General features: G+C 67.1%; 24 protein-coding genes. 12 read left to right on the plus strand and 12 right to left on the minus strand.

Annotation, left to right across the window (positions count from 1 at the left end; all coding sequences use genetic code 11):
- Nucleotides 1-132: 132 nt before the first annotated feature.
- From HCC78_RS10315 to HCC78_RS10330, 4 genes are all read right to left on the minus strand, one after another.
- Nucleotides 133-996, minus strand: a complete 864-nt coding sequence (locus HCC78_RS10315) for an ATPase (RefSeq protein ID WP_172328688.1) — start codon at nucleotides 994-996, stop codon at nucleotides 133-135.
- A 125-nt stretch (nucleotides 997-1,121) separates the two neighbouring features.
- Nucleotides 1,122-2,258, minus strand: a complete 1,137-nt coding sequence (locus HCC78_RS10320) for an outer membrane protein transport protein (protein WP_172328689.1) — start codon at nucleotides 2,256-2,258, stop codon at nucleotides 1,122-1,124.
- A gap of 149 nt (nucleotides 2,259-2,407) precedes the next feature.
- Nucleotides 2,408-3,988 (minus strand): glutamine-hydrolyzing GMP synthase, encoded by a 1,581-nt coding sequence (guaA, locus tag HCC78_RS10325; protein WP_172328690.1) that lies wholly within the window; start codon nucleotides 3,986-3,988, stop codon nucleotides 2,408-2,410.
- A 717-nt stretch (nucleotides 3,989-4,705) separates the two neighbouring features.
- The gene (locus HCC78_RS10330) at nucleotides 4,706-5,032 is read right to left on the minus strand and encodes a DUF6477 family protein (protein WP_172328691.1); all 327 of its coding nucleotides are present in this window, start codon (nucleotides 5,030-5,032) and stop codon (nucleotides 4,706-4,708) included.
- Nucleotides 5,033-5,268: 236 nt separating this feature from the next.
- Between HCC78_RS10330 and HCC78_RS10335 the strand changes: the two genes are divergently transcribed.
- Nucleotides 5,269-6,387, plus strand: a complete 1,119-nt coding sequence (locus HCC78_RS10335; RefSeq protein ID WP_172328692.1) for a DUF6456 domain-containing protein — start codon at nucleotides 5,269-5,271, stop codon at nucleotides 6,385-6,387.
- An 86-nt stretch (nucleotides 6,388-6,473) separates the two neighbouring features.
- Here the strand turns inward: HCC78_RS10335 and HCC78_RS10340 are convergent, their stop codons facing one another.
- Nucleotides 6,474-7,019: a peroxiredoxin gene (locus HCC78_RS10340; protein WP_172328693.1), complete on the minus strand. Its 546-nt coding sequence runs from the start codon at nucleotides 7,017-7,019 to the stop codon at nucleotides 6,474-6,476.
- A gap of 311 nt (nucleotides 7,020-7,330) precedes the next feature.
- Here HCC78_RS10340 and lipA point away from each other — a divergent pair, with 311 nt between their 5' ends.
- Nucleotides 7,331-8,287, plus strand: coding sequence for a lipoyl synthase (gene lipA / locus HCC78_RS10345; protein WP_172328694.1), 957 nt, complete (start codon nucleotides 7,331-7,333; stop codon nucleotides 8,285-8,287).
- 66 nt (nucleotides 8,288-8,353) lie between these two features.
- Here the strand turns inward: lipA and HCC78_RS10350 are convergent, their stop codons facing one another.
- The 3 genes from HCC78_RS10350 to hpt form a co-directional block, all read right to left on the minus strand.
- Nucleotides 8,354-8,830 (minus strand): bacterioferritin, encoded by a 477-nt coding sequence (locus HCC78_RS10350; RefSeq protein ID WP_172328695.1) that lies wholly within the window; start codon nucleotides 8,828-8,830, stop codon nucleotides 8,354-8,356.
- A gap of 104 nt (nucleotides 8,831-8,934) precedes the next feature.
- Nucleotides 8,935-9,870: a cytochrome c gene (locus tag HCC78_RS10355; RefSeq protein ID WP_172328696.1), complete on the minus strand. Its 936-nt coding sequence runs from the start codon at nucleotides 9,868-9,870 to the stop codon at nucleotides 8,935-8,937.
- A 99-nt stretch (nucleotides 9,871-9,969) separates the two neighbouring features.
- Nucleotides 9,970-10,509, minus strand: coding sequence for a hypoxanthine phosphoribosyltransferase (gene hpt / locus HCC78_RS10360; protein ID WP_172328697.1), 540 nt, complete (start codon nucleotides 10,507-10,509; stop codon nucleotides 9,970-9,972).
- Between the two features lie 68 nt (nucleotides 10,510-10,577).
- Between hpt and HCC78_RS10365 the strand changes: the two genes are divergently transcribed.
- On the plus strand, nucleotides 10,578-11,033 hold the full coding sequence (locus tag HCC78_RS10365; protein ID WP_172328698.1) for a type II toxin-antitoxin system RatA family toxin: 456 nt from the start codon (nucleotides 10,578-10,580) through the stop codon (nucleotides 11,031-11,033).
- Between the two features lie 45 nt (nucleotides 11,034-11,078).
- On the opposite strand, the gene HCC78_RS10370 is transcribed toward HCC78_RS10365, so the two are convergent.
- From HCC78_RS10370 to HCC78_RS10380, 3 genes are read right to left on the minus strand one after another with little or no spacing between them, the layout of a single operon-like run.
- Nucleotides 11,079-11,552 (minus strand): CinA family protein, encoded by a 474-nt coding sequence (locus HCC78_RS10370; RefSeq protein ID WP_172328699.1) that lies wholly within the window; start codon nucleotides 11,550-11,552, stop codon nucleotides 11,079-11,081.
- Nucleotides 11,549-12,049 (minus strand): phosphatidylglycerophosphatase A, encoded by a 501-nt coding sequence (locus tag HCC78_RS10375; RefSeq protein ID WP_172328700.1) that lies wholly within the window; start codon nucleotides 12,047-12,049, stop codon nucleotides 11,549-11,551. The genes HCC78_RS10370 and HCC78_RS10375 overlap by 4 nt, the downstream gene beginning before the upstream one ends.
- Nucleotides 12,046-13,206: a bifunctional 2-C-methyl-D-erythritol 4-phosphate cytidylyltransferase/2-C-methyl-D-erythritol 2,4-cyclodiphosphate synthase gene (locus HCC78_RS10380; protein WP_172328701.1), complete on the minus strand. Its 1,161-nt coding sequence runs from the start codon at nucleotides 13,204-13,206 to the stop codon at nucleotides 12,046-12,048. Before HCC78_RS10380 ends, HCC78_RS10375 begins: the two co-directional genes overlap by 4 nt.
- A gap of 159 nt (nucleotides 13,207-13,365) precedes the next feature.
- On the opposite strand from HCC78_RS10380, the gene dusB reads away from it, so the two are divergent.
- The 9 genes from dusB to hflX all read left to right on the plus strand — a co-directional run bounded on the left by dusB (nucleotide 13,366) and on the right by hflX (nucleotide 25,199).
- Nucleotides 13,366-14,373 carry a tRNA dihydrouridine synthase DusB gene (gene dusB / locus HCC78_RS10385; protein ID WP_172328702.1) on the plus strand — a complete coding sequence of 336 codons (1,008 nt, stop codon included), beginning with the start codon at nucleotides 13,366-13,368 and terminating at the stop codon, nucleotides 14,371-14,373.
- Complete coding sequence (locus HCC78_RS10390) at nucleotides 14,370-15,446, plus strand: nitrogen regulation protein NR(II) (RefSeq protein WP_172328703.1); 1,077 nt, start codon at nucleotides 14,370-14,372, stop codon at nucleotides 15,444-15,446. Before dusB ends, HCC78_RS10390 begins: the two co-directional genes overlap by 4 nt.
- Nucleotides 15,446-16,810, plus strand: coding sequence for a response regulator (locus HCC78_RS10395; RefSeq protein WP_172328704.1), 1,365 nt, complete (start codon nucleotides 15,446-15,448; stop codon nucleotides 16,808-16,810). The genes HCC78_RS10390 and HCC78_RS10395 overlap by 1 nt, the downstream gene beginning before the upstream one ends.
- A 70-nt stretch (nucleotides 16,811-16,880) precedes the next feature.
- Nucleotides 16,881-19,130, plus strand: a complete 2,250-nt coding sequence (locus HCC78_RS10400; protein ID WP_371743802.1) for an ATP-binding protein — start codon at nucleotides 16,881-16,883, stop codon at nucleotides 19,128-19,130.
- Nucleotides 19,131-19,146: 16 nt separating this feature from the next.
- Nucleotides 19,147-20,562, plus strand: a complete 1,416-nt coding sequence (locus tag HCC78_RS10405; RefSeq protein ID WP_172328706.1) for a sigma-54 dependent transcriptional regulator — start codon at nucleotides 19,147-19,149, stop codon at nucleotides 20,560-20,562.
- A gap of 54 nt (nucleotides 20,563-20,616) precedes the next feature.
- Nucleotides 20,617-21,993 carry a Trk system potassium transporter TrkA gene (trkA, locus tag HCC78_RS10410; protein ID WP_172328707.1) on the plus strand — a complete coding sequence of 459 codons (1,377 nt, stop codon included), beginning with the start codon at nucleotides 20,617-20,619 and terminating at the stop codon, nucleotides 21,991-21,993.
- 1 nt (nucleotide 21,994) lies between these two features.
- Nucleotides 21,995-23,518 (plus strand): TrkH family potassium uptake protein, encoded by a 1,524-nt coding sequence (locus HCC78_RS10415; RefSeq protein WP_172328708.1) that lies wholly within the window; start codon nucleotides 21,995-21,997, stop codon nucleotides 23,516-23,518.
- A gap of 167 nt (nucleotides 23,519-23,685) precedes the next feature.
- The gene (hfq, locus tag HCC78_RS10420; RefSeq protein WP_108263468.1) at nucleotides 23,686-23,919 is read left to right on the plus strand and encodes an RNA chaperone Hfq; all 234 of its coding nucleotides are present in this window, start codon (nucleotides 23,686-23,688) and stop codon (nucleotides 23,917-23,919) included.
- Nucleotides 23,919-25,199, plus strand: a complete 1,281-nt coding sequence (hflX, locus tag HCC78_RS10425; RefSeq protein ID WP_172328731.1) for a GTPase HflX — start codon at nucleotides 23,919-23,921, stop codon at nucleotides 25,197-25,199. The genes hfq and hflX overlap by 1 nt, the downstream gene beginning before the upstream one ends.
- A gap of 98 nt (nucleotides 25,200-25,297) precedes the next feature.
- Here hflX and HCC78_RS10430 read toward each other — a convergent pair whose 3' ends face one another.
- Nucleotides 25,298-25,834 (minus strand): helix-turn-helix domain-containing protein, encoded by a 537-nt coding sequence (locus tag HCC78_RS10430; RefSeq protein ID WP_172328709.1) that lies wholly within the window; start codon nucleotides 25,832-25,834, stop codon nucleotides 25,298-25,300.
- Nucleotides 25,835-25,899 lie beyond the last annotated feature (65 nt).

Here is a 25,899-nt window from a genome sequence, read left to right on the forward strand (position 1 = left end):
GTGTCATCCGGCTCTGTATCGAGCCGCTGACATAAACGCGCGGCCGGTCCGGTGCAAGTGGCGGGCCGTCCGGCATCTGCCGCCGCCGCGCGTTGCGGGGAGATGCGATGCGGGGCGGCGCCCGGCCGCGGCCTAGCCGCGGCTGTCCAGGGCGTCGGCGATCAGGTCGACGAAGGCCGCTTCGCTGTGCACCCGGGCGACGTCATGCGCGGACACGGTGATCCCCCAGTTCTCCGCCATCGCCTTGTAGCGCGGGCGGCGGTGGGCGAGCGCGCGCGAATACATCCAGCGGATGAAGGCGTCGGGATCGACCTCGTCCTCCGCCAGGCCGTTGGCGTCGAGGTATTCGGCCCAGTGCCCGCGCAGGAAGCCGGGCTCGTAGTACATCGGCTTCGGCGCGCGGTCGAAGCGGGCGATCAGCGACTCGCGGTGGTCGGCGGTGTCTTCGATCCAGACCATCAGCGTGTGCCCGGACAGCGCCGTCAGCACCGGGTCGCCGAGATTCCAGGGATCGACCACCTCGCAGATCGAGCCGCCCGAGTCGCAGACGAAGTTGCGGTATTGGTACAGGTCCTGCGCGCGCTGGATGAAATGCACCGTGTCGAGCAGCGCCGAGACCTCGGCCACGCGGTGCTGTTCCTGGCGGCGCATGTATTCCTCGAAGGGCAGGCCGCCCTTCGCCGGGTCGCCGGGCTTGCCCAGATAGGTCGAGAGCGGCGCGAGATTGTCGAAGGTGATGTTCGAGGCGATGTAGATCGAGTCGGATTTCAGCAGCTCGGCGAGGAACGGGTTGCGCATCGCCTCGCGCTTGAAGTTGTCGACGATGTGCTCGCCCATGTAGCGCGTGCCGATGCGGTAGTCGACCGAGTAGTGGAACCAGTCGCCGCTGCTGCGCAGCGCGTTCGAGACATGGGTCTTGCCCAGGCCCGACATGCCGAAGAGAAGCACGCGCTTTTCGCTCGAGGCGCGCCAGTCCTGTGCAGTGGGAAGCGTCATTGGGCCGGGTCCGTCCTGTTGTCTCCGCGTGCCGCGTTAGCAGCGGCAGGGCACCGGATTCAATGGCTTTCTGGCGCGCTTCCGCTTCCGGAAGGCCGCCCCCCTCCGGGAGCGGCCGCGGCCCGTCAGAACCGGTAGCCGATCTTGATGCCGACCGAGACAGCCTCGTTGCCGGAGAAGTCGGCGCGGGCGACCTGCGCGGTCTGGGCCTTGGCGTCGCCCAGCCAAGTGTAGCGGACCCCGCCCGAGATATCGACCTTGCCGACCGTGTACTTGCCGCCCAGCCGCACTGCCTGGCTGCCATGGGTCGGCGCCAGCGGCGAGACCAGGCTGTCGCCGTCGACCTCGTCGTAGATATAGGCCAGCGACGCGGCGAAGCTGTCGGTGAAGCGGTGCCCGACGCCCAGCGTGTAGGTCATGCTGTCATCGAGCGAGACCAGGCCGCCGCCGGTCATCTCCTTGAAGATCTCCGGCTCGACGGTGAACTGCGAATGGTCGACCCAGCGCAGCTGGCCGAACACCATCCACGACGGCGCGACCCCGGTCTGGAAGTCCAGGTTGACCGCGCGCGGCGTCTTCACCTTGGTCTTGTCTGAACTGCCCAGGCTGGCGCCGTCCATCGTCTCCTTGGTGCCGAATTCGTGCTCGATCTCGGAGAAATAGGTCAGGGCCACGCGCAGCGCGATCTCCGGGCGCTCGTAGGCGCCGCCGATCAGGTAGCCGTAGCCGTCGTCGCTGGAGAGATTGACCTCGTAGCCCGAATAGGGGCCGTAGGCGAGGCCCGAGAGCCCGATGCTGCCATCGGCGCGCTGGTAGCGCAGGCCGCCGTGGAAGCTGAAATTGGTGTCGATGTGATAGCGTCCGATCAGCGACAGCGTGTAGCTGTCGGCCTCGGCGAAGGTGCCGCCCAGGAGCGAGTTCGGCTCGTTCGCATAGCGCACGTCGACGCCGTAATCCTCGCCGCCGGTCAGGATCACCGAAACCCTGTCGCTGACGTCGTATTTCAGGCCGAAGCGCAGCAGGTCGAAATCGCCGGCCACGTCGCCGTAATCAGCGCCGCTGTCATAGGGGAAGGGAAAGCCGGGCGGGCTCTGCGCCAGGTCGTTGCCCTTGACGCTGGTCCAGGTGCGGGCGACGCCGATCTCGGCATAGTTGCCGTCCTCGAAGATCAGCGCGACGTCCTGGCCCGAGCGGTCGATGCCGCCTGCCTGCGCGGCGCCCGCCATGCCGAGGCAGGCAAGGCCCGTGTAGAATGCCTTCATCAGAGTCCCTCCCTCCCGGCCGGTTGTCAGCTTGTCTCTTGTGGCCGGGCCCCCCATGGCTGCGCAAAAGGGGCCCTTCCGTCAATTCGCGCTTAACGGTCGTGACGTTCCGGAATCTCTCCCGTGACGCAACGTTCCGCGCGGCGGCGTCATTCCCACTCGATCGTGCCCGGCGGCTTCGACGTGATGTCGTAGGTCACCCGGTTGATGCCCTTGACCTCGTTGATGATCCGCGTCGCGGTTTCGCCGAGGAAATCATGGGCGAAAGGATAGTAGTCCGCGGTCATGCCGTCGACGCTGGTCACCGCGCGCAGCGCGCAGGCATAGTCGTAGGTCCGGCCGTCGCCCATCACGCCGACGGTGCGGACGGGAAGGATGGCGACGAAGGCCTGCCAGATCTCGTCATACAGCCCGTGCCTGCGGATCTGGTCGATATAGACCGCATCTGCCTTGCGCAGGATCTCCAGCTTCTCGCGGGTGATCTCGCCGGGGCAGCGGATCGCCAGGCCCGGTCCCGGGAAGGGATGGCGGCCGATGAAGCTGTCGGGCAGGCCGAGCTCGCGCCCGAGCGCGCGGACCTCGTCCTTGAAGAGCTCGCGCAGCGGCTCGACCAGCTTCAGCCCCATCTTCTCGGGCAGGCCGCCGACATTGTGGTGGCTCTTGATCGTGACCGAGGGCCCGCCGGAGAAGCTGACCGATTCGATCACGTCCGGATAGAGCGTGCCCTGCGCCAGGAACTCGGCGCCCTCGATCGTGTCGGCGTGCTTCTGGAACACGTCGATGAACAGCTTGCCGATGATCTTGCGCTTGGTCTCGGGGTCCGACTGGCCGTCGAGCTCGCCCAGGAACAGCTCGGTCTCGTCGGCATGGATCAGCGGGATGTTGTAGTGGTCGCGGAACATCGAGACGACTTCGTCGGCCTCGTTGAGCCGCAGCAGCCCGTGATCGACGAAGACGCAGGTCAGTTGGTCGCCGATCGCCTCGTGGATGAGGACAGCGGCCACGGAGGAATCGACGCCGCCCGACAGGCCGCAGATGACCTTCTTGTCGCCGACCTGCTCGCGGATCTTGCGGATCGCTTCGTCGCGGTAGGCTGCCATCGTCCAGTCGCCGGAGAAGCCCGCGATCTTGACGAAGTTCTCGTAGAGCGTCTTGCCGTTCGGCGTGTGGTGCACTTCGGGATGGAACTGCACCGCGTAGAAATGGCGGCTCTCGTCTGCGGTGATCGCGAAGGGCGCGCCCGGCGAGGTGGCATAGACCTCGAAGCCCGGCGCGATCCGGGCGACATGGTCGCCATGGCTCATCCAGACCTGCTCGCGCGGGGTGCCCTCGGGGCCGGATTCCAGGAAGAGCCCGTTGAAGATGTCGTGCTTCTTGTCGGTGGGCGTGATGTAGGCGCGGCCGAATTCGGCGGTGCCGTGGCCCGACTCGACCTTGCCGCCGAGCATCTCCATCATCACCTGCTGGCCGTAGCAGATCCCGAGGATCGGCACGCCCAGATCGAAGACGGAGGCGGGCGGGCGCGGCGACCCTTCGCGGGTCACGCTGTCGGGGCCGCCGGAAAAGACGACGGCTTTCGGCGAGAACTCCTTCAGGAAACCGTCGGTGACGTTCTGATAGGGGTGGATCTCGCAATAGACGTTCAGCTCGCGCAGGCGGCGGGCAATCAGCTGCGTCACCTGGCTGCCGAAGTCGATGATGAGGAGGCGATCATGGGCTATGGCTGTCATGCCGCCTGATAGGCAGGGGCAGGGCCGAGTTCAAGCCTCCGCGTCTCTCCGCCGGCGCGGTTTTTCGCAGCCCCCGGACGGCGGCTGCCGTCGCGGCAGTCCGGGTCGGGCCGGGTGCGGCAGCGGCAATCGATTCGCCTGGGCAAAGGTGTCAGGGATAGCTGCTCTGGAGGCCGGACCGGAAGGCCTTACCGGAAGCTTAATGACCGGGGACCCGAAGCGCTTGCGGCAGCAACGCGACAGCGGCGGATTTCCGGTCGGCCCGTGCTGCGGCCGACGCCCCGGCGCGGCCCGCGGATGGCCCCCTTGGTCGGGGAAGGCGTGCCGACGTGCGGAAAGGCGGGCAAGTCACGGAACCTGCCGCCGCGGACAAAACGGAAGGGTTGTACGGATGCCTTGGCCGCACCGGTCGGCCGCGCGCAATGGCGGGAGCCTTTGGTCGATGCCCGGCACTTGGCGCTGTCACCGCCGGTCCGGACCCTTGATGCTTGCGGGCGCCGCCGGCGGGGAAAGGCGCGCGGTGTTGGCGGAAGGGGAAGCGCTCCGCAGAGCCGAGGAGCGCGCCGCCGCCGATCCCGGTGGACGACGGGCCCGTTGTTCCGTCGGCCGCGCCGCGGGTGCGAGGCCGCTCCACGAAGGTTCGCCTTCACGAAATGCGCAAATTCAACGTATTGAGGATCGATCTTCATGTTCCGACGACAGGCTTGGCGGCAGCGGTCACACCGCGCGCAGCGTAGCGCCATCCTCGGACTCGCGGTCATGGGTCTCCGCCAGGATGGTTCTGGCCTCCGAAATCAGGGCGATCAGAACGTCCAGATGCCGGGCGGGCGAATAGGCGGCCAGACCGGCCATGCGGGCCTCCTCATGGCCCTGTTCGAGGCAGACCAGCTGCATCGCGGCCTGGCGCGGTCCGGGCAGGGCAGTCTCGCCCAGGATGCGGCGCAGCTGGGTCTCGCGCCGGTAAAGTGCCGCTCCGTGACGGGCGGCCTCCATCAGCAGGCGCGGACGGTGCAGGGTTTCGAGCAGGGACATCACGTCGTTCATTTGCGGGATCCTTCCACAAGGTTTTCCACAAGGATCTTGCGCAAGTTGCCCGGGTGTTGCGCGACGGCCGGATTGGCGCGCGGTGATGTCGAAAAAGTTTAGGCTTTAGAAACAATACCTAAGAGCAGTTACAATTTTAACTGTCTTCTAACGGACACAACTGAAGGTTGAAATTGTATTAAACCCGGTGCCAAGAAATTAACACGCGGCACCGCTTCAGGAAGGAGACAGTGCGGATGAGCGCGCCGCCGAACATCGCCGGGGAGCCGTCGACCACCGGGCTTCCGGATGCCGTTGTTCACTATCTGACCCATACCGAGCTCGGACATTCGATCCGCCGGATCGCGCGCCACGCCGGCTGCCATGCTTCCACAATATCCAGACAGGTCCGCCGCTTCGAGAGCCGCCGCGACGATCCCCTGATCGACGAGGCCCTGGATCGGCTCGGCCAGAAACATTTCGCCCGGTTCGACCGGACCAAGACAAGAGAGGAACCCGCCACCATGTCTGCGATGACCAGCATCAAGCAAGAATTCACGGAAGATTCCGGCCGGGAGGCGGAGTACCTGCGCATCCTGCGGCGGCTGGCCGAGAACGGGGCGGTCCTGGCCGTGGCCAAGGACATGGAGCGGGCGGTCGTGGTGCGCGACCTGCCGGACGGGGCCTCGGCCCGCACCGCCGTGGTCGACCGCGCCGTCGCCGAGGCGATGGCGCTGAAGGATTGGATCGCCTGCCGGACGACGGGACGGATTTCGCGCTACGCCATCACCCAGGGCGGCCGGGGCGCGCTGCGGCGGTTGCTGGCAGAGGAAGAGCAGGATGGCTTCGCCGAGGCCATGTCGCCCTTCGCCGCCCAGCATCGCGAGATGGAGGACCGCGAGATCGCCGATGCCGGCGGGCGCGGCCAGCGGGTGAAGTACAACCTCGCGGAGTCGCCGCTGTCGGTGCTGGCGCGGCGCCGCGACAAGGATGGCCAGCCCTTCCTGTCGAACGAGCTGGTCGCCGCGGGCGAGCGGCTGCGCGAGGATTTCGAGCTGGCGCAGATGGGGCCGCGCACCACCCAGAACTGGGAGACCTTCCTGACCTCCGGGGAACGGCCGCAATTCGGCTCGGGCGGGGGCGGCTTCGGCCCGCAGGCGGCCCGTGACCGGGTGCAGGCGGCGCTGCAGGATCTGGGGCCGGGCTTGGGCGACGTGGTGCTGCGCTGCTGCTGCTATCTCGAGGGCATGGAAAGCTGCGAGAAGCGGATGGGCTGGTCGGCGCGTTCCGGCAAGGTCGTGCTCAGGATCGCGCTGCAGCGGCTGAAGCGCCATTACCAGGAAACCCATGGCAAGTTCGGCCCGCTGATCGGCTGACTTGCCGGGACACCGTCATGCAAAAGGGGCCCGCGGGGCCCCTTTCTCTTTTGCGGTTGCAGCATGCAACCGCATCCGCAAGGCGCTTACGCAGCTTCGGACTTGGCCTTTTCCAGGTAGGCCAGCAGGGTCTCGGGGGAGGACTCGCCGTAGGGGTCTTCCGGGCAGTTGTCCATCAGGCCGGCCTCTTCGAACCAAGCCTCGACGACGCCGTCCTTGACGACGGCCGCATAGCGCCAGGAGCGCGCGCCGAAGCCCAGATTGTCCTTGTCGACCAGCATGCCCATCTTGCGGGTGAACTCGCCCGAGCCGTCCGGGATGACCTTGACGTTCTGGATGCCCTGGGCTTCCTTCCACTTGTTCATGACGAAGCTGTCATTGACCGACATGCAGTAGATTTCGTCGATGCCCAGTTCCTGGAACTTGGCGAAGTTGCCTTCGAAGCCCGGCAGCTGGTAGGTGGAGCAGGTCGGGGTGAAGGCGCCCGGGAGCGAGAACAGGATGACGCGCTTTCCGGCGAAGTAATCGTCGGTGGTCATGTCCTGCCAGCGGAACGGGTTCGGACCGCCGACGGCCTCGTCGCGGACGCGGGTCTTGAAGGTGACTTTGGGCAGGGGGAGTCCGGCTTTCATCGGGATATTCCTCATCATCGTGAGCGTGAATTCTGTGGACACGCGCTTGCGCCGCGTCGCAGCACGGACCTTTTAGAACGTTTCCAAACTGTGCTGCAAGGCAGCAAACGCCATCCGCGACCGGATGTGCCAACATTCCAAGTTATCCCGAGTGTTTTGCTCAATTTTTTGGCGCCCGGACTGCCGGGGCCGCGGGGTGGCACGGTTCCTGCCGTGGCGATTCGGACATGGCGGGGTTGCGGTGCGGGCCATGTCCCCTTTGCCGTTCCGGCTGTAAGGGTATATAGCGGCGAGAAAGTTGGAGGCTCCCCATGCGCGACCTGAAGATCCCCGGCGAACGGCACCCCGAGAAGGCGCATCGCAAGGACAATGCCCAGCCGAAGAAACCGGACTGGATCCGGGTGAAGGCACCGGGCTCGGAAGGCTACCGCAAGACCAAGGCGATCATGGACGAGCACAAGCTGGTCACGGTCTGCCAGGAAGCGGCCTGCCCGAATGCCGGGGAATGCTGGTCGCACGGCCATGCCACCATGATGATCATGGGCGACATCTGCACCCGCGGCTGCACCTTCTGCAACGTGGCCACCGGCCGTCCCGACACGCTGGACGTGTTCGAGCCGGGCCGTGTCGCCGATGCGGTGCAGAAGCTCGGGCTGAACCATGTCGTCGTCACCTCAGTCGACCGCGACGACCTCAAGGATGGCGGGGCCGAGCATTTCGCCCAGACGATCCGCGCGATCCGCCACCGCTCGCCGGACACCACGATCGAGATCCTGACCCCCGACTTCCTCAAATGCGGCCCCGAGGCGCTGGAGATCATCGTCGAGGCGCGCCCGGATGTGTTCAACCACAATCTCGAGACCGTGCCCGGCCTCTATCCGGAGGTCCGCCCCGGGGCGCGCTACTTCCATTCGCTGCGGCTGCTGCAGAGGGTGAAGGAACTGGACCCGGCGATGTTCACCAAGTCGGGCATCATGGTCGGCCTCGGCGAGGACAAGCAGGCCGTGCACCAGATCATGGATGACATGCGCGCCGCCGATGTCGATTTCCTGACCATCGGCCAATACCTGCAGCCGACGCCCAAGCACCATGCCGTCGACCGCTTCGTGACGCCCGAGGAATTCAAGAGCTACGAGACCGTGGCCTATGGCAAGGGGTTCCTCATGGTCTCCGCCACGCCGCTGACCCGGTCGAGCTATCATGCGGGCGACGACTTTGCCCGGCTGCGGGAAAACCGGCTGAAGAAGCTGGGCAAGCTGCCGGCCTGACCTTCTTGGCAAAAGGCCCCCGCAGAGCGATCTGCGGGGGCTTTTCCGTGCCGTCGCCGGAGGGCGTCATTCCGCGTTGGCGGTGACGTATTTCGATGCGTAATTCTGCTCGCCGATCCGTCCGATCAGGTCGATCTGCAGCTCGAGCCAGCTCTTGTGGCCTTCCTCGTCCAGCACGATGTCCTCGAACAGCCGCCGCGTGCCGATGTCGCTGACTTCGCCCGCCTGCTCGGAGGCCTTCGTGTAGAACTCGATCGCCTCGGCCTCGTCGCCGAGATCCATCCGGAACATCGCTTCCAGCGTTTCGGCCTTGACCGGCGTCTTGTCGAAGACCAGATCGGGCGCGCCGCCGAGGAAGAGAATCCGCTCGATGAACTTGTCGGAATGTCCGAGCTCTTCCGCCATTTCCTCGCGCATCTTGCCGGCCAGCTTGTCGAGGCCCCAGTCCTCCAGCACATGGGCATGCAGCTGGTACTGGTGTGCGGCCGTCATCTCCATGCGGAGGGCTTTCTGCAGGTTCTCGATGGTCTGGGTATTGGACATGCGGGTCTTGCTCCTCTTGCGTTTCTTGGGAACGCGGGCGTTCGGCCCCGTGTTCCGGATGCGCGCATAGGGCCATATCCGCAGGGTACCTGCCTTGATTTGCGTCAAGGGCAGGGTTTGCGGTCAAAGAAAAACCTGCTGAGTGTGCAATCAGTCGATGGCGGGACGGCCTTCAGGTAGGCGGCCACCGCCGCGCGGTCCTCCGCGGGGAGTTGCGCGTAATTGTCGACGATGAACGCCATGTGCCCGCCCACGGAATCGAAGTCCGGCGTGAAGCCCGATTCGAGATAATAGGCGATGTCCTGCTCCGACCAGTCGAGCGCGCCGGGGGTGATGTTCGGGATCGTGCCGTCGCCGCCGGGATTGGGGGCGCCCGAAAGCCAGGCCGCGCGCTCGGTCGCGCCCAGAAGGTTGCGCGGCGTGTGGCATTCGCCGCAATGCCCCAGCGCCTCGACCAGGTACCGGCCAGCCTCGGGCGCATCCTCGATCACCCAGTCCTTGCGCAGGAACATCCATTTCCAGCCGCCGAGGGTCCGCCGGATGTCGAAGGGAAACCCGACATCATGCGGCTGCGACGCCGCGTCCGAGCCGGGCAGGGTGTCCATGTAGGCCTTCAGGTCGGCAATGTCGGCGGGTTCCATGCGGATGTAGGAGGTGTAGGGGAAGGCCGGGTAGTAGTGCTGCCCGTCGGGCGAGACGCCGCGGGTCAGGGCCAGCGCGAGATCCTCGGTGCTCCAGCCGCCGATGCCCTGCGGCGAAGGCGAGATGTTCGGCGCGATGAAGGTGCCGAAATCCGACGGGAAACGCATGCCGCCGGCCAGGATCAGCCGGTCCCCGCCTTCGGCCTCCGGCGCGGCATGGCACGAGGCGCAGCCCGCGGCGAGGAAGATGCGCTCGCCGCGGGCCGCATCGGGCTCGGCCGCCGCCAGCGCCTGGCGCATCTCCCGCGGCAGCTTGGCCGGGGCGGTGATCCACAGGAACGCCCCGAAACCGATCAGCGCGACCACCGCGAGCGCCGCCAAACCCCTGAGAAATGCCATTTCCGTCCTCCGAAACGTGATCCGCCGTGATCGCAGGATGGGGCGGGAACCCGCCCCGGGCCAATGACAAATCCGTGGCCGCGCCAGGAAGGCGCAGGGTCAGTCGAGGAAGCGGACCTTGCCGATATATGGCAGGTTGCGGTTCCGCTGGGCGAAGTCGATGCCATAGCCGACGACGAATTCGTCAGGGATCTCGAAGCCGATCCAGCGTGCCTTGAAATCGACCTCGCGGCGGCTGGGCTTGTCCAGCAGCGCGATCGTGGCCAGCGATTTCGGGTTCCGCGACTTCAGCATGTTGGTGACATGGTGCAGCGTGAATCCGGTATCGACCACATCCTCCACCACCAGGACGTCGCGGCCTTCGATGCCGCTGCGCAGGTCCTTCAGGATGCGCACTTCGCGGCTCGACTCGGTCGAATCGCCGTAGGAGGACGCCTCGATGAAATCGACCTCGATGCCCATGTCGAGTTCGCGCACCAGATCGGCGATGAAGATGAAGCTGCCGCGCAGCAGGCCGACGACGACGATCTTGTCGACCCCGGCATAGGCCGTCTCGATTTCCCGCGCCAGCGCCTCGATCCGGGCCGCGATGGCCTTGGCCGAGATCATCTGGTCGATCACGTAGGGTCTTTCCGGCATGACGCCCCCTTGAACTTTCCTCGTGATCGCTAGGATAACGGGCTAGCGTAGAAAGTGCCACGAGACCGATGCCCAAGCACCAAGAGACCCGCCAGCTGCCCTATTCCGCCGACGACATGTACGCTCTGGTCGCGGATGTGGGCTCCTACCCGAAATTCCTGCCCTGGTGCGCCGCGGCGCGGATCCGTTCGCGCAGGGACATGGGAGACCACGAGGTGATGGAGGCGGATCTGGTGATTTCCTTCAAGGTCTTCCGCGAGAAGTTCGGCTCCCGCGTGACGCTCTGGCCGGAACGGCGGCGGATCGACACCGAATATATCGACGGGCCCTTCCGCTACATGCAGTCGACCTGGGAATTCGCCGACCGGCCGGAGGGCGGCTGCACGGTCGAGTTCTCGACCGATTTCGAATTCCGCAACCGCGTGCTGCAGGGCGTGATCGGGGTGGTGTTCAACGAGGCGATGCAGCGGATCGTGCGCGCCTTCGAGGAACGCGCCGCCAAGATCTACGGTCCGCAGGGCTGAGCCGGTTCGGCTGCACTCTGCAACCGGGGCGGTTGCGGGTTGAAATCAGGCCTCCGAGAGGCGCTCCACCAGCAGTTCCAGCGCATGGGCAACGGTTGCGGCACGCACCTCGGCCCGGCCGATCGCGCCGAAATCGACCGTCTCGGCGACGGTCTTCCGCCCGGTCTGGGCAAGGCCGAAACAGACGCGTCCTTCGGGCTTGTGCTCCGATCCGCCGGGGCCCGCGATGCCGGTCACCGCGACGGCAAGATGCGCGGCGGACCGGTTCAGCGCCCCGTCCGCCATTTCCCGCGCGACCTCTTCCGAAACCGCGCCGACTGCCTGGATCGTGCGCGGATGCACGGCGAGCATCTCGATCTTGGCCTGGTTCGTGTAGGTGACGAAGCCGCGGTCGAAGATGGCGGAGCTGCCTGCCACTTCGGTAATTGCGCCCGAGATCAGCCCGGCCGTGCAGCTTTCGGCGGTGGCGATCATGACCCCCCGTGCCTTGGCCAGTTCCAGAAGCCGCGCCGCACTCATGCGCCCAGCACCCCGTGGGCGATGAAGGCGGCGAAGGCGACGGCCACGGCGGCCATCAACCCGGCGATGACGTCATCGACCATCACCCAATGCGGGGCGTCCTTGCGGTCGGCCCAGCCGACCGGGCCCGGCTTCCAGATGTCGAAGAGGCGGAACATCACGAAGGCGCCGACCCAGCCCGGCCAGGGGAACAGCCAGGGGTCGACCCCGGCATGGCTGAGCCCGAGAGAGAGCGGCCACATGGCCACCCACTGTCCGGCGACCTCGTCGATGACGATTTCGCTGGCATCCTTCTGCCCCGTGGCCGCGCGCTCGGCGCGGCAGGCCCAGATGCCGGCGGCGAAGACCGCGACGGTGGCCAGCGACAGCAGGGGAAACCCGCCCAGCCCGTGCAGGACATATCCCAGCGGGATGGCGGCGGCGGAGCCCCAGGTGCCGGGGGCCGGGCGCATCAGGCCGATGCCGCCGAAAGTTCCGATCAGGCGGGACGGTCTCATTCTGCAACCACCGTGCAAGTGGCGATGGCGGCGATGCCTTCCTCGCGCCCGGTGAAGCCCAGCCGCTCCGAGGTCGTCGCCTTGACGCTGATCCGCCCCGGCTCGATCCCGGTGATCCCGGAAAGCGCTTTCATCATCGCGTCCGCATGCGGTCCGACTTTCGGGCGCTCGCAGATCAGCGTGCAGTCGATATTCGCCACCCTGAAGCCGCGCGCAGCGGCCAGATCGACGGCATGGCGCAGGAAGATCTCGCTCGCCGCGCCCTTCCATTGCGGGTCGGAGGGCGGGAAATGGCGGCCGATATCGCCCTCGGCCAGCGCGCCGTAGATCGCGTCGGTGATGGCATGCATGCCGACATCGGCGTCGGAATGGCCCTTCAGCGCGGCCGTGTGCGGAACCTTCACGCCGCAGAGCATGACATGGTCGCCGGGTTCGAAGGCATGCACGTCGAAGCCGTTGCCGGTTCGGATATCCATGGGCCGGGTTTCCCGTTCCTTCCTCTGCAGGATCGCCGCGGCGCGCGCGAAGTCCTGCGGATGCGTGACTTTCAGGTTGTCCTCATCCCCCTCGACGATGGCCACGTCAAGCCCGTGCGCCCGCGCGACTTCGACATCGTCGGCGGCTGGCGCCCCGCTCCAGGCGGCATGGGCTGCACGGATCGCGTCGGCACGGAAGCCCTGCGGCGTCTGCGCGCGCCAGAGGCCGCTCCGGTCCTGCGTCCCGGCAACCAGGCCGCCGCCGCCGCGCCAGAGCGCATCCGTCACCGGTACCGCCGGTGCCGCCCCGGGGTGGTTGCAAAGTGCAACCAGCACCCGGTCGATCACCGCATGGGACAGCAGCGGCCGCGCTGCGTCGTGGATCAGCACTTCGGTCGTGCCGCCGGGCAGGGCGGCCAGCCCCGCGCGCACGGATGCATCGCGCGTCGCGCCGCCATCGACCAGGATCGTTCCCTGCGGCAGATCGAGTCTGCCCAGTTCTGCGGCACGGTCATCGGGGTGGACCACCAGCACGGCGGAGGCGACCCGCGGGTGGGAGACCAGGGCACGCAGCGTGCGGATCAGCAGGGGCTCTCCGGCAAGAAGCTGATATTGCTTCGGAATATCTCCGCCTGCGCGGGTGCCGCGGCCGGCGGCGACGATCAGGGCTGTCACGGACATCAGGGGCCTCCTTCGCCGGGGCTGCATAGACCGGACGTGGTTTGCTGACAATCCATGCAGTTGCTCCGGATGGTTCGCCCATAAATTGTGCAAATGTCATTTTATCCGGAGTTCGACGCGGGGAGCGATTGCACAGGGTTTGCCGCACGTTTAGTTCCGATGCAGAGCTGCGCAAGGATTGGGCACTTGACTAAACAGCTGGCGGCACGCGACGCGCCAACAATATCGCTCGCCCCGATGGCGGGGATCACCGACCTCCCGTTCCGGCAGCTGGTCGCGGGATTCGGCGCTGACCTCGTCACCAGCGAGATGGTGGCGAGCCAGGAGGTCGTGCAGGCCAAGCCCGGCGTGCGCGAACGGGCCGAGCTGGGGCTGGACCAAACCCGCACTGCGGTGCAGCTGGCCGGGCGCGATCCGACCTGGATGGCCGAGGCCGCGCGCTTCGTCGCGGGCCAGGGCGCGCAGATCATCGACATCAACATGGGCTGCCCGGCCAAGAAGGTCGTGGGCGGCCTTTCGGGCTCGGCGCTGATGCGCGATCTCGATCTCGCGCTGCGGCTGATCGAGGCGGTGGCCGGAGCGGTCGAGGTGCCGGTGACGCTGAAGACCCGGCTGGGCTGGGACGGCGGCACGCTGAACGCCGCCGAGCTGGCGCGCCGCGCCGAAGGGGCGGGCGTGCAGCGCATCGTCATCCATGGCCGCACGCGCTGCCAGTTCTACAAGGGCCGGGCCGACTGGGCCGCGATCCGCGAGGTGGTCGAGGCGGTCTCCGTGCCGGTCATCGCCAATGGCGACATCACCGACGGCGGGACCGCGCGGGAAGCGCTGCGCCTGTCGGGCGCTGCCGGGATCATGGTCGGGCGCGGCGCCTACGGGCGCCCGTGGTTGCTGTCTGCAATCGCCCACGAGCTCAACGGCGCCCCGGCGCCGGAAATCCCCGAAAGCGACGCGCTGGTGGAGATGGTTGCAGGCCACCACCGCGCCATGCTGGAGTTTTACGGCCCCGATCTGGGCATCCGCGTCGCGCGGAAGCATCTGGGCTGGTACATGGACGCGGCCGGGACCGATCCCGAGACCCGCCGCGCCGTGCTGACTTCCCGCGAGGCGGGCGAGGTTCATCGCTTCCTGCCGCGGGCCCTTCTTCAGACGGAGGCTCTTGCGGCATGACCGCGGACTGGACCGAACAACTCTGGGCCTCGCTGCCCATTCCCGCTTTCCTGCTGAATGCCGACGACACGATCGCCGACATCACGCCGACGGCCGAGGCCTTCCTCAACATGTCCGACAAGGCGCTGATCGGCTATCCGATCTGGGACAAGCTGATGATCGACGCGCCGCTGGAGGACAGCTTCGCCCGCGTCCGCCGCGACCAGTCGGGGCTGTTCATCAACAACGTCGATGTCGGCGGCGGCAACCGCCCGCCGGTGCAGTGCAACATCCAGATCGGCCCGCTGATCGACACGCCCGACATGGTGCTGGTGCTGCTCGAGCCGCGGCAGATCGCCGACCGGATGGAAAGCGCCCATGCGGTCAAGTCCGCGGCGAAATCCGCGATCGGCATGGCCGAGATGCTGGCGCACGAGATCAAGAACCCGCTGGCCGGGATCACCGGCGCGGCGCAGCTCCTGAGCATGAACCTCTCGGGCGAAGACCAGGAGATGACCGACCTGATCGTGGCCGAGACGCGCCGGATCACCAAGCTGCTCGAACAGGTCGAGCAGTTCGGCAACCTGCGCCCGCCGGAGCTGAAGGCGATCAACGTCCACGACCTTCTGGACCGGGCGCGCCGTTCGGCGGTCGTGGGTTTCGCCGCCCACATGCGGATCATCGAGGAGTACGACCCCTCGCTGCCCTCGACCTATGTCGACGGCGACCAGATGCTGCAGGTCTTCCTCAATCTCCTGAAGAACGCCGCCGAGGCGTCCGAGGGCGAGGGGACGATCCGCATCCGCACCTTCTACGAACTCAGCCTGCGGCTGCGGCGCACCGATGGATCCGGTGCCGCATTGCCGCTGCAGGTGGAAATCATCGATGACGGTCCCGGGCTGAAGCCCGAGATCGCGGATTCGATCTTCGATCCCTTCGTCTCGGGCCGCGAAAACGGAACGGGGCTGGGGCTGGCGCTGGTGTCGAAGATTGTCTCGGAACATGGCGGGTGGATCGGGGTGGAGAGCGTGCCGGGACGCACGGTCTTCCGCATCTCGCTGCCCGTTGCGCCAAAGAACACGGAGAATGACTGATGGACGGGACCGTTCTTGTTGCAGATGACGACCGGACGATCCGGACGGTGCTGACCCAGGCGCTGACCCGCGCCGGCTGCAAGGTCCATGCGACTTCCTCGCTGATGACGCTTCTGCGCTGGGTCGAGGAGGGCAAGGGCGACCTGGTCATCTCCGACGTGATGATGCCCGACGGAAACGGGCTGGATGCGCTGCCGAAGATCGCCGAGTACCGGCCGGGACTGCCGGTGATCGTGATCTCGGCGCAGAACACCATCATGACCGCGATCCAGGCGGCCGAGGCGGACGCGTTCGACTACCTGCCGAAGCCCTTCGACCTGCCCGACCTGATGAAGCGCGCGGGCAAGGCGCTGGAGGTCAAGCGCCGCGCGCCGCAGCCGAGGAAAGAGACAGAGCAGGCGACCGGCGACCTGCCGCTCGTCGGCCGCACCCCGGGCATGCAGGCACTCTACCGCCTGGTGGCGCGGGTGATGAACTCGGAGCTGCCGGTTCTGATCACCGGCGAGTCCGGCACCGGCAAGTCGCTGATCGCCCGCGCGATCCATGACTTCTCGGACCGCCGCACGATGCCCTTCGTGGTGGTCTCGGCCTCGGATCTGGCCTCCATGGACGGCCCGGCTCAGATCATCGCGCGCGCCCGCGGCGGCTCGATCCTGTTCGACGAGGTGGGCGATTTCGACGACGAGGCGCAGGCCCGCATCGTGCGCATGCTCGACGGCTTCGGCGATCCGGCGCCGCGCGTGCTGGCGTCCTCGCAGGGTGATCTCGCGTCGCGGATGGACGAGGGACGCTTCCGCCAGGACCTGTTCTACCGTCTCGGCGGCGTCACCATCGCGGTGCCGTCCCTGCGCGAGCGCGTCGACGACATCCCGCTGCTGGCCGAGCATTTCCTGACCCGCTCCGAGCGCGACGGCGGCCCGGTCCGCCGCTTCACGCCCGATGCGATGGAAATGATCCGAGCATATAGCTGGCCCGGCAACGTCCGCCAGCTGGAGAACACCATCCGGCGCCTGGTGATCACGGCCGGCGAAGAGGACATCACCCGGGCAGAGGTCGACCAGATCCTGGGCAACCAGCCGGCGATGGAGCCGCTCTCGGGCCGCGGCGACGGCGAGAAGCTGTCCTCCTCGGTCGCCAAGCACCTGCGGCGCTATTTCGACCTGCATGGCGGCGTGCTGCCGCCGCCGGGCCTCTACCAGCGGATCCTGCGCGAGGTTGAGCTTCCGCTGATCGAGATCGCGCTCGACGCCACGGGCGGCAACCAGGCCAAATGTGCCGATCTGCTCGGGATCAACCGCAATACCTTGAGGAAAAAGATCACCGATCTCGATATTCGGGTGACACGCCGGCGCAAGTTGATGTAAACCTGCCACAGCGTGGCGCGAATGCCGCAACAGACGGAATCGCGCCCGAGGTGGGTGTCGGGTGACTTGAATGCGAGCCAATGCGGGCCAGAGAGCTTGGCGTGATTTGATCTTCCGCCTGGAGCGGGGGCGCATGTCCAATGCCGTGACCCTGGGGCTGGTGCTCCTGGGTCCGGTGATGACGGTGGCGACCTATCTGGTGCTGGGCCCGCTCGACCAGGGCGGCAGCGCCCTGTCGCTCCGCCTGATCCTGCTGGCTGATCTCGTCTATGTCCTCGTCATCGCGACTCTGGTCCTGCGGCGCATCGCCAAGATGGTCGCGGCGCGGCGCGCGAAATCCGCCGGGTCGCGGCTGCACCTGCGGCTGACCGGGGTTTTCGCGCTGGTTGCGCTGGGGCCGACCGTCCTGGTCGCGGTCTTTGCCGGGCTGACGCTGAATGTCGGTCTCGAAGGCTGGTTCTCCGACCGGGTTCGGCAGGTGGTGGGCACGTCGCTGGCGGCGGCGCAGGCCTATGAATCCGAACACCGCGACGGTCTGGCCACCGATGCCAGGGCCGTGGCCGATTTCCTCGACCGCCAGCGCCAGCAGACCGTGCTGATGTCCGACGGCGATGTCCGCCAGGTGCTGGGCCAGGCCCAGGGCGCGATCCAGCGCGGGCTGAAGGAGGCCTATGTCATTGACGGCGGCGGCGAGATCCGCGCCCGCGGCGACCGCTCCTACCTGTTCAACTACGAGGAACCGACCGAGGACGAGCTGGCCCGCGCGCGCGGCGGCGAGACGGTGATCATCGAGGACTGGGAGCACAACGAATACCGCGCCCTGATCCGGCTGGACGCCTTCGTCGACCGCTATCTCTACGTGTCGCGCACCGTCGATGGCGGCATCCTGACCCTTCTGGACGACACCCAGGCGACCGCGACTTTCTACAACCAGCTGGAGACCGAGCGCGGCCGGCTGCTGTTCGAATTCGGCCTGATCTATCTCGGCTTCGCGCTGATCCTGATCCTGGCCTCGATCTGGCTGGGCCTCTGGTTTGCCGAGCGCCTGTCCAAGCCGGTCGGCCGCCTCGCCTCGGCAGCGCAGCGCGTCGGGCAGGGCCATCTGAACGTCAAGGTGCGCGAGGAGGACGGCGATGACGAAATCGCCATGCTCGGCCGGATCTTCAACCAGATGACCCGCGAGCTGAGCCAGCAGCGCGAGAGCCTGATCCACAGCGCCACCGAGACCGAGGCGCAGCGGCGGCTGTTCGATTCCGTGCTGGGCTCCGTCAGCGCGGGCGTGATCGGGCTCGATGCGGCGGGCAAGGTGGAATTCGTCAACCGTTCCGGGCGGATGATGCTTGATCTCGAAGGGTTCGAGCCCTCGGGCCAGGAGCTGGGCGAGATCGTCCCGGAATTCGCCGAACTGCTTGACACGCTGCGCACGGGCCGCCGCGGGCAAGTCCAGCAGGAGCTGAAGCTGCGCCGCCACGGCGCGCTGGAAAGCGTGCTGGTGCGCATGGGCGAGCGGCGCGGCGACGACGGCGAGCCAGAGGGATTCGTGATCGCCTTCGACGACGTGACGGAACTGGTTTCAGCGCAGCGCACGGCGGCCTGGGGCGACGTGGCCCGGCGGATCGCGCACGAGATCAAGAACCCGCTGACCCCGATCCAGCTGTCGGCGGAGCGGGTGAAGCGCAAGTTCTCCCGCGAGGTGGCCGAGCCCGAGAAGCTGGGCGAGCTGACCGACGTGATCGTGCGCCAGACGGAGGATCTGCGCCGGATCGTCGACGAGTTTTCGAAATTCGCGCGGATGCCCGAGCCGAACGCGACGCGTCAGGACCTGGCCGCGCTGCTGCGCGAGGCTGTGACGCTGCAGAAGGCCGGCAATCCGCAGGTCCGGATCAGCACGGATCTGCCCGAGGGGCCGGTCTGGGGCGATGTCGACAAGACGCTGATCGCGCAGGGCCTGACGAACCTGATCAAGAACGCCATAGAGGCGACCGAGACCCGCGCCGAGAAGGGTGCGGATTTCGTCCCCGAGCTGCGGATCTCGCTGGCGGCGGGCGCGCCTGGCGGCATGGCCGAGCTGGCCATAGAGGACAATGGCCCGGGATTTCCCGAGGACCGCTCGCGGCTCTTCGAGCCCTATGTGACGACGCGGGAAAAGGGAACGGGGCTGGGCCTCGCAATCGTCAAGAAGATCGTCGAGGAACACGACGGCGAGCTGAGGCTGGAAGATGCCGGCGCCTTCGGCGCGGACGGGCACCGCGGCGCGCGGGTGGCGATGCGCCTGCCGATGTGGGCCGAGAAGTCCGTGCCGGAAGCGGCGGCCGAATGACAAGAAGGATCGAGGCATGAGCGACATTCTGATTGTGGATGACGAAAGGGACATCCGGGAGCTGATCGGCGACATCCTGGAGGACGAGGGCTTTGCCACCAGGAGGGTGGGCACCTCGGACGACTGCGTCGCGGCGCTGGCAGAGCAGCTGCCGGCGCTGATGATCCTGGACATCTGGCTCAAGGACAGCGACATGGACGGGATCGACATCCTGACCAAGGTCAAGCGCGAGACGCCCGAGGTTCCGGTGGTGATCATCTCGGGCCACGGCAATGTCGAGATCGCGGTCGCCGCGATCAAGCAGGGCGCCTACGACTTCATCGAGAAGCCCTTCAACATCGACCAGCTGCTGGTGGTGATCCGCCGCGCGATGGAGACCTCGCGCCTGCGCCGGGAGAATTCCGAGCTGCGCCGGGCGGAATCCACCCCGACCGAACTGGTCGGCTCCTCGCCGGTCTTCCGCTCCTTTCGCGGCCATCTCGACAAGGTCACGCGGTCGAACGGACGGGTGATGCTGGTGGGCGCGCCGGGCGCGGGCAAGGAAACCGCCGCGCGCTACATCCACCGCAACAGCCCGCGCGCAGGCGCGAGCTTCGTCACCATGAACTGCGCCTCGATCGAAGCCGACCGGCTGGAGGCGGCGCTGTTCGGACGCGAATCCGCGGGCCAGCAGGTGGAGCCGGGACTGCTGGAACAGGCCGACGAGGGCACGCTCTATCTCGACGAGGTTGCGGACCTGTCGCCCGAGACCCAGGGCAAGCTGCTGCGGGTGCTGGTCGACCAGCGCTTCCAGCGCGTCGGCGGCTCGGCCCAGATCAATGTCGACGTGCGCATCATCTCGGCCACCGCGCGGGATCTCAAGCGCGAGATCGCCGCCGGGCGGTTCCGCGAGGAGCTCTACCACCGGCTCAACGTGGTGCCGATCCATGTCCCCGCGCTGGAAGAGCGGCGCAGCGACATCCCCGAGCTCGCCCGCCATTTCATCGAGATCTTCCACCAGGCCGAGGGCCTGCCCGCGCGCGCGCTCAGCGACGACGCCGCGGCGCTGGTCCAGACCATGAACTGGCCTGGCAATGTCCGCCAGCTGCGCAACATGATCGAGCGCATCCTGATCCTCGGACAGGAGAAGGGCGACATCGAGCCGGGCGAGCTGCCCGGGCCGGATGCCGGCAGCGGGGCCGGGACCGAGGAGGAACGGCTGATCCTGTCGAACGCCATCGCGCATCTGCCGCTGCGCGAGGCGCGCGAACTGTTCGAGCGCGAATACCTGCTGACCCAGATCAACCGCTTCGGCGGCAACATTTCCCGGACCGCGAATTTCGTCGGGATGGAACGCTCGGCGCTCCACCGCAAGCTGAAGTCGCTCGGCGTGGTCACCTCGGCCAAATCCGGGGCGCGCATCGCCGCACTGGCCGATAGCGGCGAGAATTGACCCCGGTCCCCGCTCCGTGTCAGGACGGGGCCGGAGCTTGTTGAAGGACGCGGAATGAAAGTCATCATCTGCGGCGCGGGCCAGGTCGGCTGGCAGATCGCGCGGCACCTGTCGGCGGAACGCAACGACGTCACCGTGGTCGACAGCAATCCCGAGCTGGTGCGCCGCGCGACGGACAACCTCGACGTGCAGGGAATCGCGGGCTTTGCCTCCTATCCGGACGTGCTGGCCAATGCCGGGGCGCGCGATGCCGACATGATCATCGCCGCGACCCATTCGGACGAGGTCAACATGGTCACCTGCCAGGTGGCGCATTCGGTCTTCTCGGTGCCGCGCAAGATCGCGCGGCTGCGGGCGCAGAGCTATCTCGACGCGATCTATTCCGACCTCTACCGCCGCGACCACCTGCCGATCGACGTGGTGATCAGCCCCGAGCGCGAGGTGGCCGAGGCCGCTCTGTCGCGCTTCGCGGTGCCGATGGCCTTCGATACCGAGCAGTTCCTCGGCGGCCGCGCGCAGCTGCTGGGCATCGCGCTCGGCGAAGACTGCCCGGTGCTCGACACGCCGCTGCGCCAGCTGACGGACCTGTTCTCGACCTTGCGCACCGTGGTCGTCGGCGTGCGCCGCGAAGGCACGCTCTTCGCCCCCGACCCGGGCGACATGCTGTTTGCCGGCGACGAGATCTATGCCTTCTCCCATGTCGACGATGCCGAGCGGACGATGGAGATCTTCGGCAAGACCAACCCCAAGCAGGAGCGCGTGGTCATCGTCGGCGGCGGCAATGTCGGGCTGGCCGTCGCGCGGCGTCTGGAGAAGCAGGCCAAGCGCGTCCGCGTCCGGATGATCGAGCGCGACCGGGCGATTGCGGAACGTGCCGCCGATGCGCTGGAACGGACGATCGTGCTGAACGGCGACGGTCTGGATGCCGAACTGCTGGAAGAGGCCGGGATCGACCGCGCCGACGCCATCCTGACGGTGACCGACGACGACAAGGTCAACCTGCTGGCCGCCGTGCGCGCCAAGGCCAAGGGCTGTCCGATGGCGATCAGCCTGGTCAACGACCCTTCGCTGCTGCCGCTGATGGGGCCATTGGACATCGACGCCTACATCAACCCGCGCTCTACCACGGTGTCCTCGATCCTGCGCCATGTCCGCCACGGCCGGGTGCGCGGCGTCTATTCCATCGGCGACGCCGAGGCCGAGATCATCGAGGCGCAGGTGCTGTCGACCTCGCCGATCGCGGGCAACGTGATCCGCGACATTCCCTTCCCGGAGGGCGTGCTGGTCGGCGCCGTGCTGAAGGGCCAGACCGTGATCACGCCCAGGGGCGACACGCGGCTGGAGGAGGGCGACGTGATCTCACTCTTCGCGCTGACCGCGGACATCCCGGAGGTGGAGCGCCTGCTGCAGGTCTCCATCGACTTCTTCTGACATGGGTATGGACTGGGAGCGGGTGCCGCTCTTCCTCTGGTTCGTCGGCATTGCGGCGCTGGCGATGCTGCCGGTGGCATTGCTGGCGGCGACCGACGGCGACTATGCGACCGGACGGCCCTTCCTCTACGGCGCGGTGCTGATCTCCAGCGTGGCCTACATGGTGGCGCTGGCGATGAACAACGTGCCGGTGACGAAATTCGCGCGCAGCCAGCTGCTGGCGCTGCTCGGCGCCTTCACGCTGCTGCCGCTGGTCCTGGCCTGGCCGATGGTCGAGGCGGTGGACGGGCTCAGCTGGCTCGACGGCTACCTGGAGATGGTCTCGGCCGCCACCACCACTGGCATGACGATGGAGCCCGCGCCGCTGACCTGGAGCCGCGCCGTGCATCTGTGGCGCGCCGAGGTGGCCTGGCTCGGCGGGCTGCTGATCTGGGTGTCGGCCATCGCCATCCTGGCGCCGCTCAGGATCGGCGGATTCGAGTTGATCCTGCCGCGCAACCGGGAGATCCGGAAGCAGGTCCGCTGGATGGGGCAGAAGGCGATCACCCCGCCGCGCCGGGTGCAGCGCGCCTTCAGCCAGCTGGTCGGCGTCTATGTCGGCCTGACCTTCGCACTGTGGATCCTGCTGATGGTGGTGGGCGAGCTGCCCTTCATCGCGCTGTGCCATGCGATGGCGGTGCTTTCCACCTCCGGCATCTCGCCGGTGGGCGGGCTGACCGGCGGCGATGCCGGCATCTGGGGCGAGATCGTGATCTTCGGCTTCCTGATCTTCGCGGTCAGCCGCCGCAGCTTTGCCAAGGATCTGCCCGCGCTCGGCCGCCGCTGGATCTGGCAGGAGCCCGAAGTGCAGGTTGCGGCAGGCGCCGTGGCGCTGGTCACGGTCGTGCTGTTCGTGCGCCATTGGTACGTGCTGTTCGAGACCGCCGAGAGCTTCGGCATCGGGCTGATCCCGCGCGCGGTCTGGGGCGCGGTCTTCACCTCCGCCTCCTTCCTGACCACCACGGGATTCGTCTCCGAGGAATGGGAGATCGCCCGGCTGTGGTCGGGCCTTTCGACCCCCGGCATGGTGCTGATGGGGCTGGCGCTGATCGGCGGCGGGGTGGCCACCTCGGCCGGCGGGGTCAAGCTCCTGAGGATCTACGTGCTCTACAAGCACGGCCAGCATGAATTCTCCCGCCTGATCCACCCCTCGACCGTCGGCGGGGTGGGCGGAACGCGGCAGCGGATGATCGGGCGGCAGGCAGCCTTCATGGCCTGGCTGTTCTTCATGCTGACCGCGCTGTCGATCACCTTCGTGACCATGGTGCTCTGCCTGATCGGCCAGTCCTTCGAGACCGCGACCGTGCTGACGCTGGCGGCGATCTCCAATACCGGGCAGCTGACCGACGTCGCGATCATGCCGCCGCTGGACACCGGGACCCTGTCGGAGAAGACCAAGATGGTGCTTGCCGCGGCCATGGCCCTGGGACGGCTGGAGACTCTGGCGATCATCGCGCTCTTCAACCCGAATTTCTGGCGGAAATGACCCGGGTCCGCGCCGAAATGCCGGCAATTTGATGTGGATTGCAATATTGCCGCAGCTGCAAATATTTCCCCCGAACCCCCTTCGGGGGGTCTGGAACTCGCCTCTGGGGCGCGACATACTCTGGCCGTGAGTATCCGGTCCGCCCAAAACGGAAAGAAAAAAACAAAATGCCGTCAGACAAGCAAAATCTCCAAGACGCGTTTCTCAATCACGTCCGCAAGACCAAGGTTCCGGTCACGATCTTCCTGATCAACGGTGTCAAGCTCCAGGGCGTGATCACCTGGTTCGACAATTTCTGCGTGCTGCTGCGCCGCGACGGCCAGTCCCAGCTGGTCTACAAGCATGCGATCTCGACGATCATGCCGAGCTCCCCGATCAATCTCTACGATGGGGACGACTGATCGACACCCCAGAGACCGAGGAAAGGCCGACCCGCGCCTTCGTCCTCCATCCCGACCTGAAATCGGAGCGTGACCGGCGGGACGCCGGACGCGCGCTGGAAGAGGCCGTGTCGCTGGCTGCTGCCCTGCCGGGCATCGAGCTGGTGGGCCAGGCTGTCGTGCCGCTTGCCAAGCCGCGCGCCGGATACCTGTTCGGGTCCGGCAAGATGGACGAGCTGGGCGACATGCTGGAGGCCGCAGAGGCCGATCTGGTCCTCGTCGACGGCCCGGTGACGCCGGTCCAGCAGCGCAACCTGGAAAAGGCCTGGAAAGTGAAGCTCCTCGACCGGACGGGGCTGATCCTGGAGATCTTCGCCGACCGCGCACGCACCCGGGAGGGCGTGCTGCAGGTGGAGATGGCCGCGCTCAGCTACCAGCGCACGCGCCTCGTCCGCGCCTGGACCCACCTGGAACGCCAGCGGGGCGGTCTCGGATTCGTCGGCGGCCCCGGCGAGACCCAGATCGAGGCCGACCGCCGCGCCATCGACGAGCAGATCGTCCGGATCAAGCGCCAGCTGGAAAAGGTGGTGAAGACCCGCACGCTGCACCGCGCGGCGCGCGCCAAGGTGCCCTATCCGATCGTCGCGCTGGTGGGCTACACCAATGCGGGGAAATCCACGCTCTTCAACCGGGTGACCGGGGCCGAGGTGCTGGCCAAGGACATGCTCTTCGCCACGCTCGACCCGACCATGCGCGAGCTCCAGATCGGTGACGGGCCCAAGGTGATCCTGTCGGACACGGTGGGATTCATCTCCGACCTGCCGACGCAGCTGGTCGCGGCCTTCCGCGCCACGCTGGAAGAGGTACTGGCCGCCGACCTGATCCTGCATGTCCGCGACATCTCGCATCCCGAGACCGAGCTGCAGGCGCAGAACGTCACCGACATCCTGGCGAGCCTCGGGGTCGAAAAGGACGTGCCGCTCTACGAGGTCTGGAACAAGATCGACCAGCTGCCCGAGGCGGAACGCGAGGAAACCTCGACCCGCGCGGCGCGCAGCGAGGGCATCTTCGCGATCTCGGCGCTGACCGGGCAGGGCATCGACACGCTGCTGTCGGCCGTGGCCGAGCAGTTCCAGGACCGCCGCCAGGAAGAGGTGCTGCATCTCGGATTCGGCGATGGCAGGCAGCGCGCCTGGCTCTTCGAGCAGAACGTGGTGCAGTCCGAGATCCAGACAGAGGACGGGTTCGACGTGACCGTCTTCTGGACCGCCCGGCAGGCCGAGCGCTACCGACGCCTCTGACGGCGGTTGCAAGCTGCAACCGCCCGGCTGCGCTCCGCAGGGATTGACGGCCCCGCGGCTTTGGCGACCGCCCCGCAGACTTGCGGGGCGTCCGCGTTTCAGGCGGCTGCGTCCGCAGGCAGGACCAGCGGTCCGAATCCGTTCAGCACGTCACCTTCCACTTCGTAGAGCCTGGTCCGGATCGTCAGGTCCGGCTGGCGCCCCATCAGGTGTTCCTCGCGCAATTCCCGCTGGAAGCGCCGCCACAGCCGGGGCCCGCCGCCATAGAACAGACGCGGCCGCAGATCGCCGGGGCCGGGTTCCTCGCCGAGCCCCCAGGCGCAGAGCTCGACGATTGCGGGGACCAGCTGGATCGCCGTTTCGGTCAGCGCATAGGGCCGCCGCTGGTGTCCGTCCGCCGTCTCCGCCTGGGTCAGCAGCCCGTCCGCGACCATGCGCTTCAGCCGCGAGGACAGGATGTTGCTGGCGATGCCCTCGCGCGAATTCTGCCGCAATGCGCGGAAGCATCGGTTCCCGTCGAACATGATGTCGCGCAGGATCAGCAGCGTCCAGCGGTCGCCCAGAACGCGCGTCGCGCGGTGAAGCGGATGTTCGCATCCCTCCGGGGATGCATCGGGAAACAAGGGCTCTGACATGGCGGTTTCACCTTGCAATCGGGTCTGTCGCCCCGGTCTTGCATGGCAACCCTTGCAGAGCCCTT

This window comes from Mangrovicoccus sp. HB161399 (genome assembly GCF_013184745.1).
Lineage (GTDB): Bacteria > Pseudomonadota > Alphaproteobacteria > Rhodobacterales > Rhodobacteraceae > Mangrovicoccus.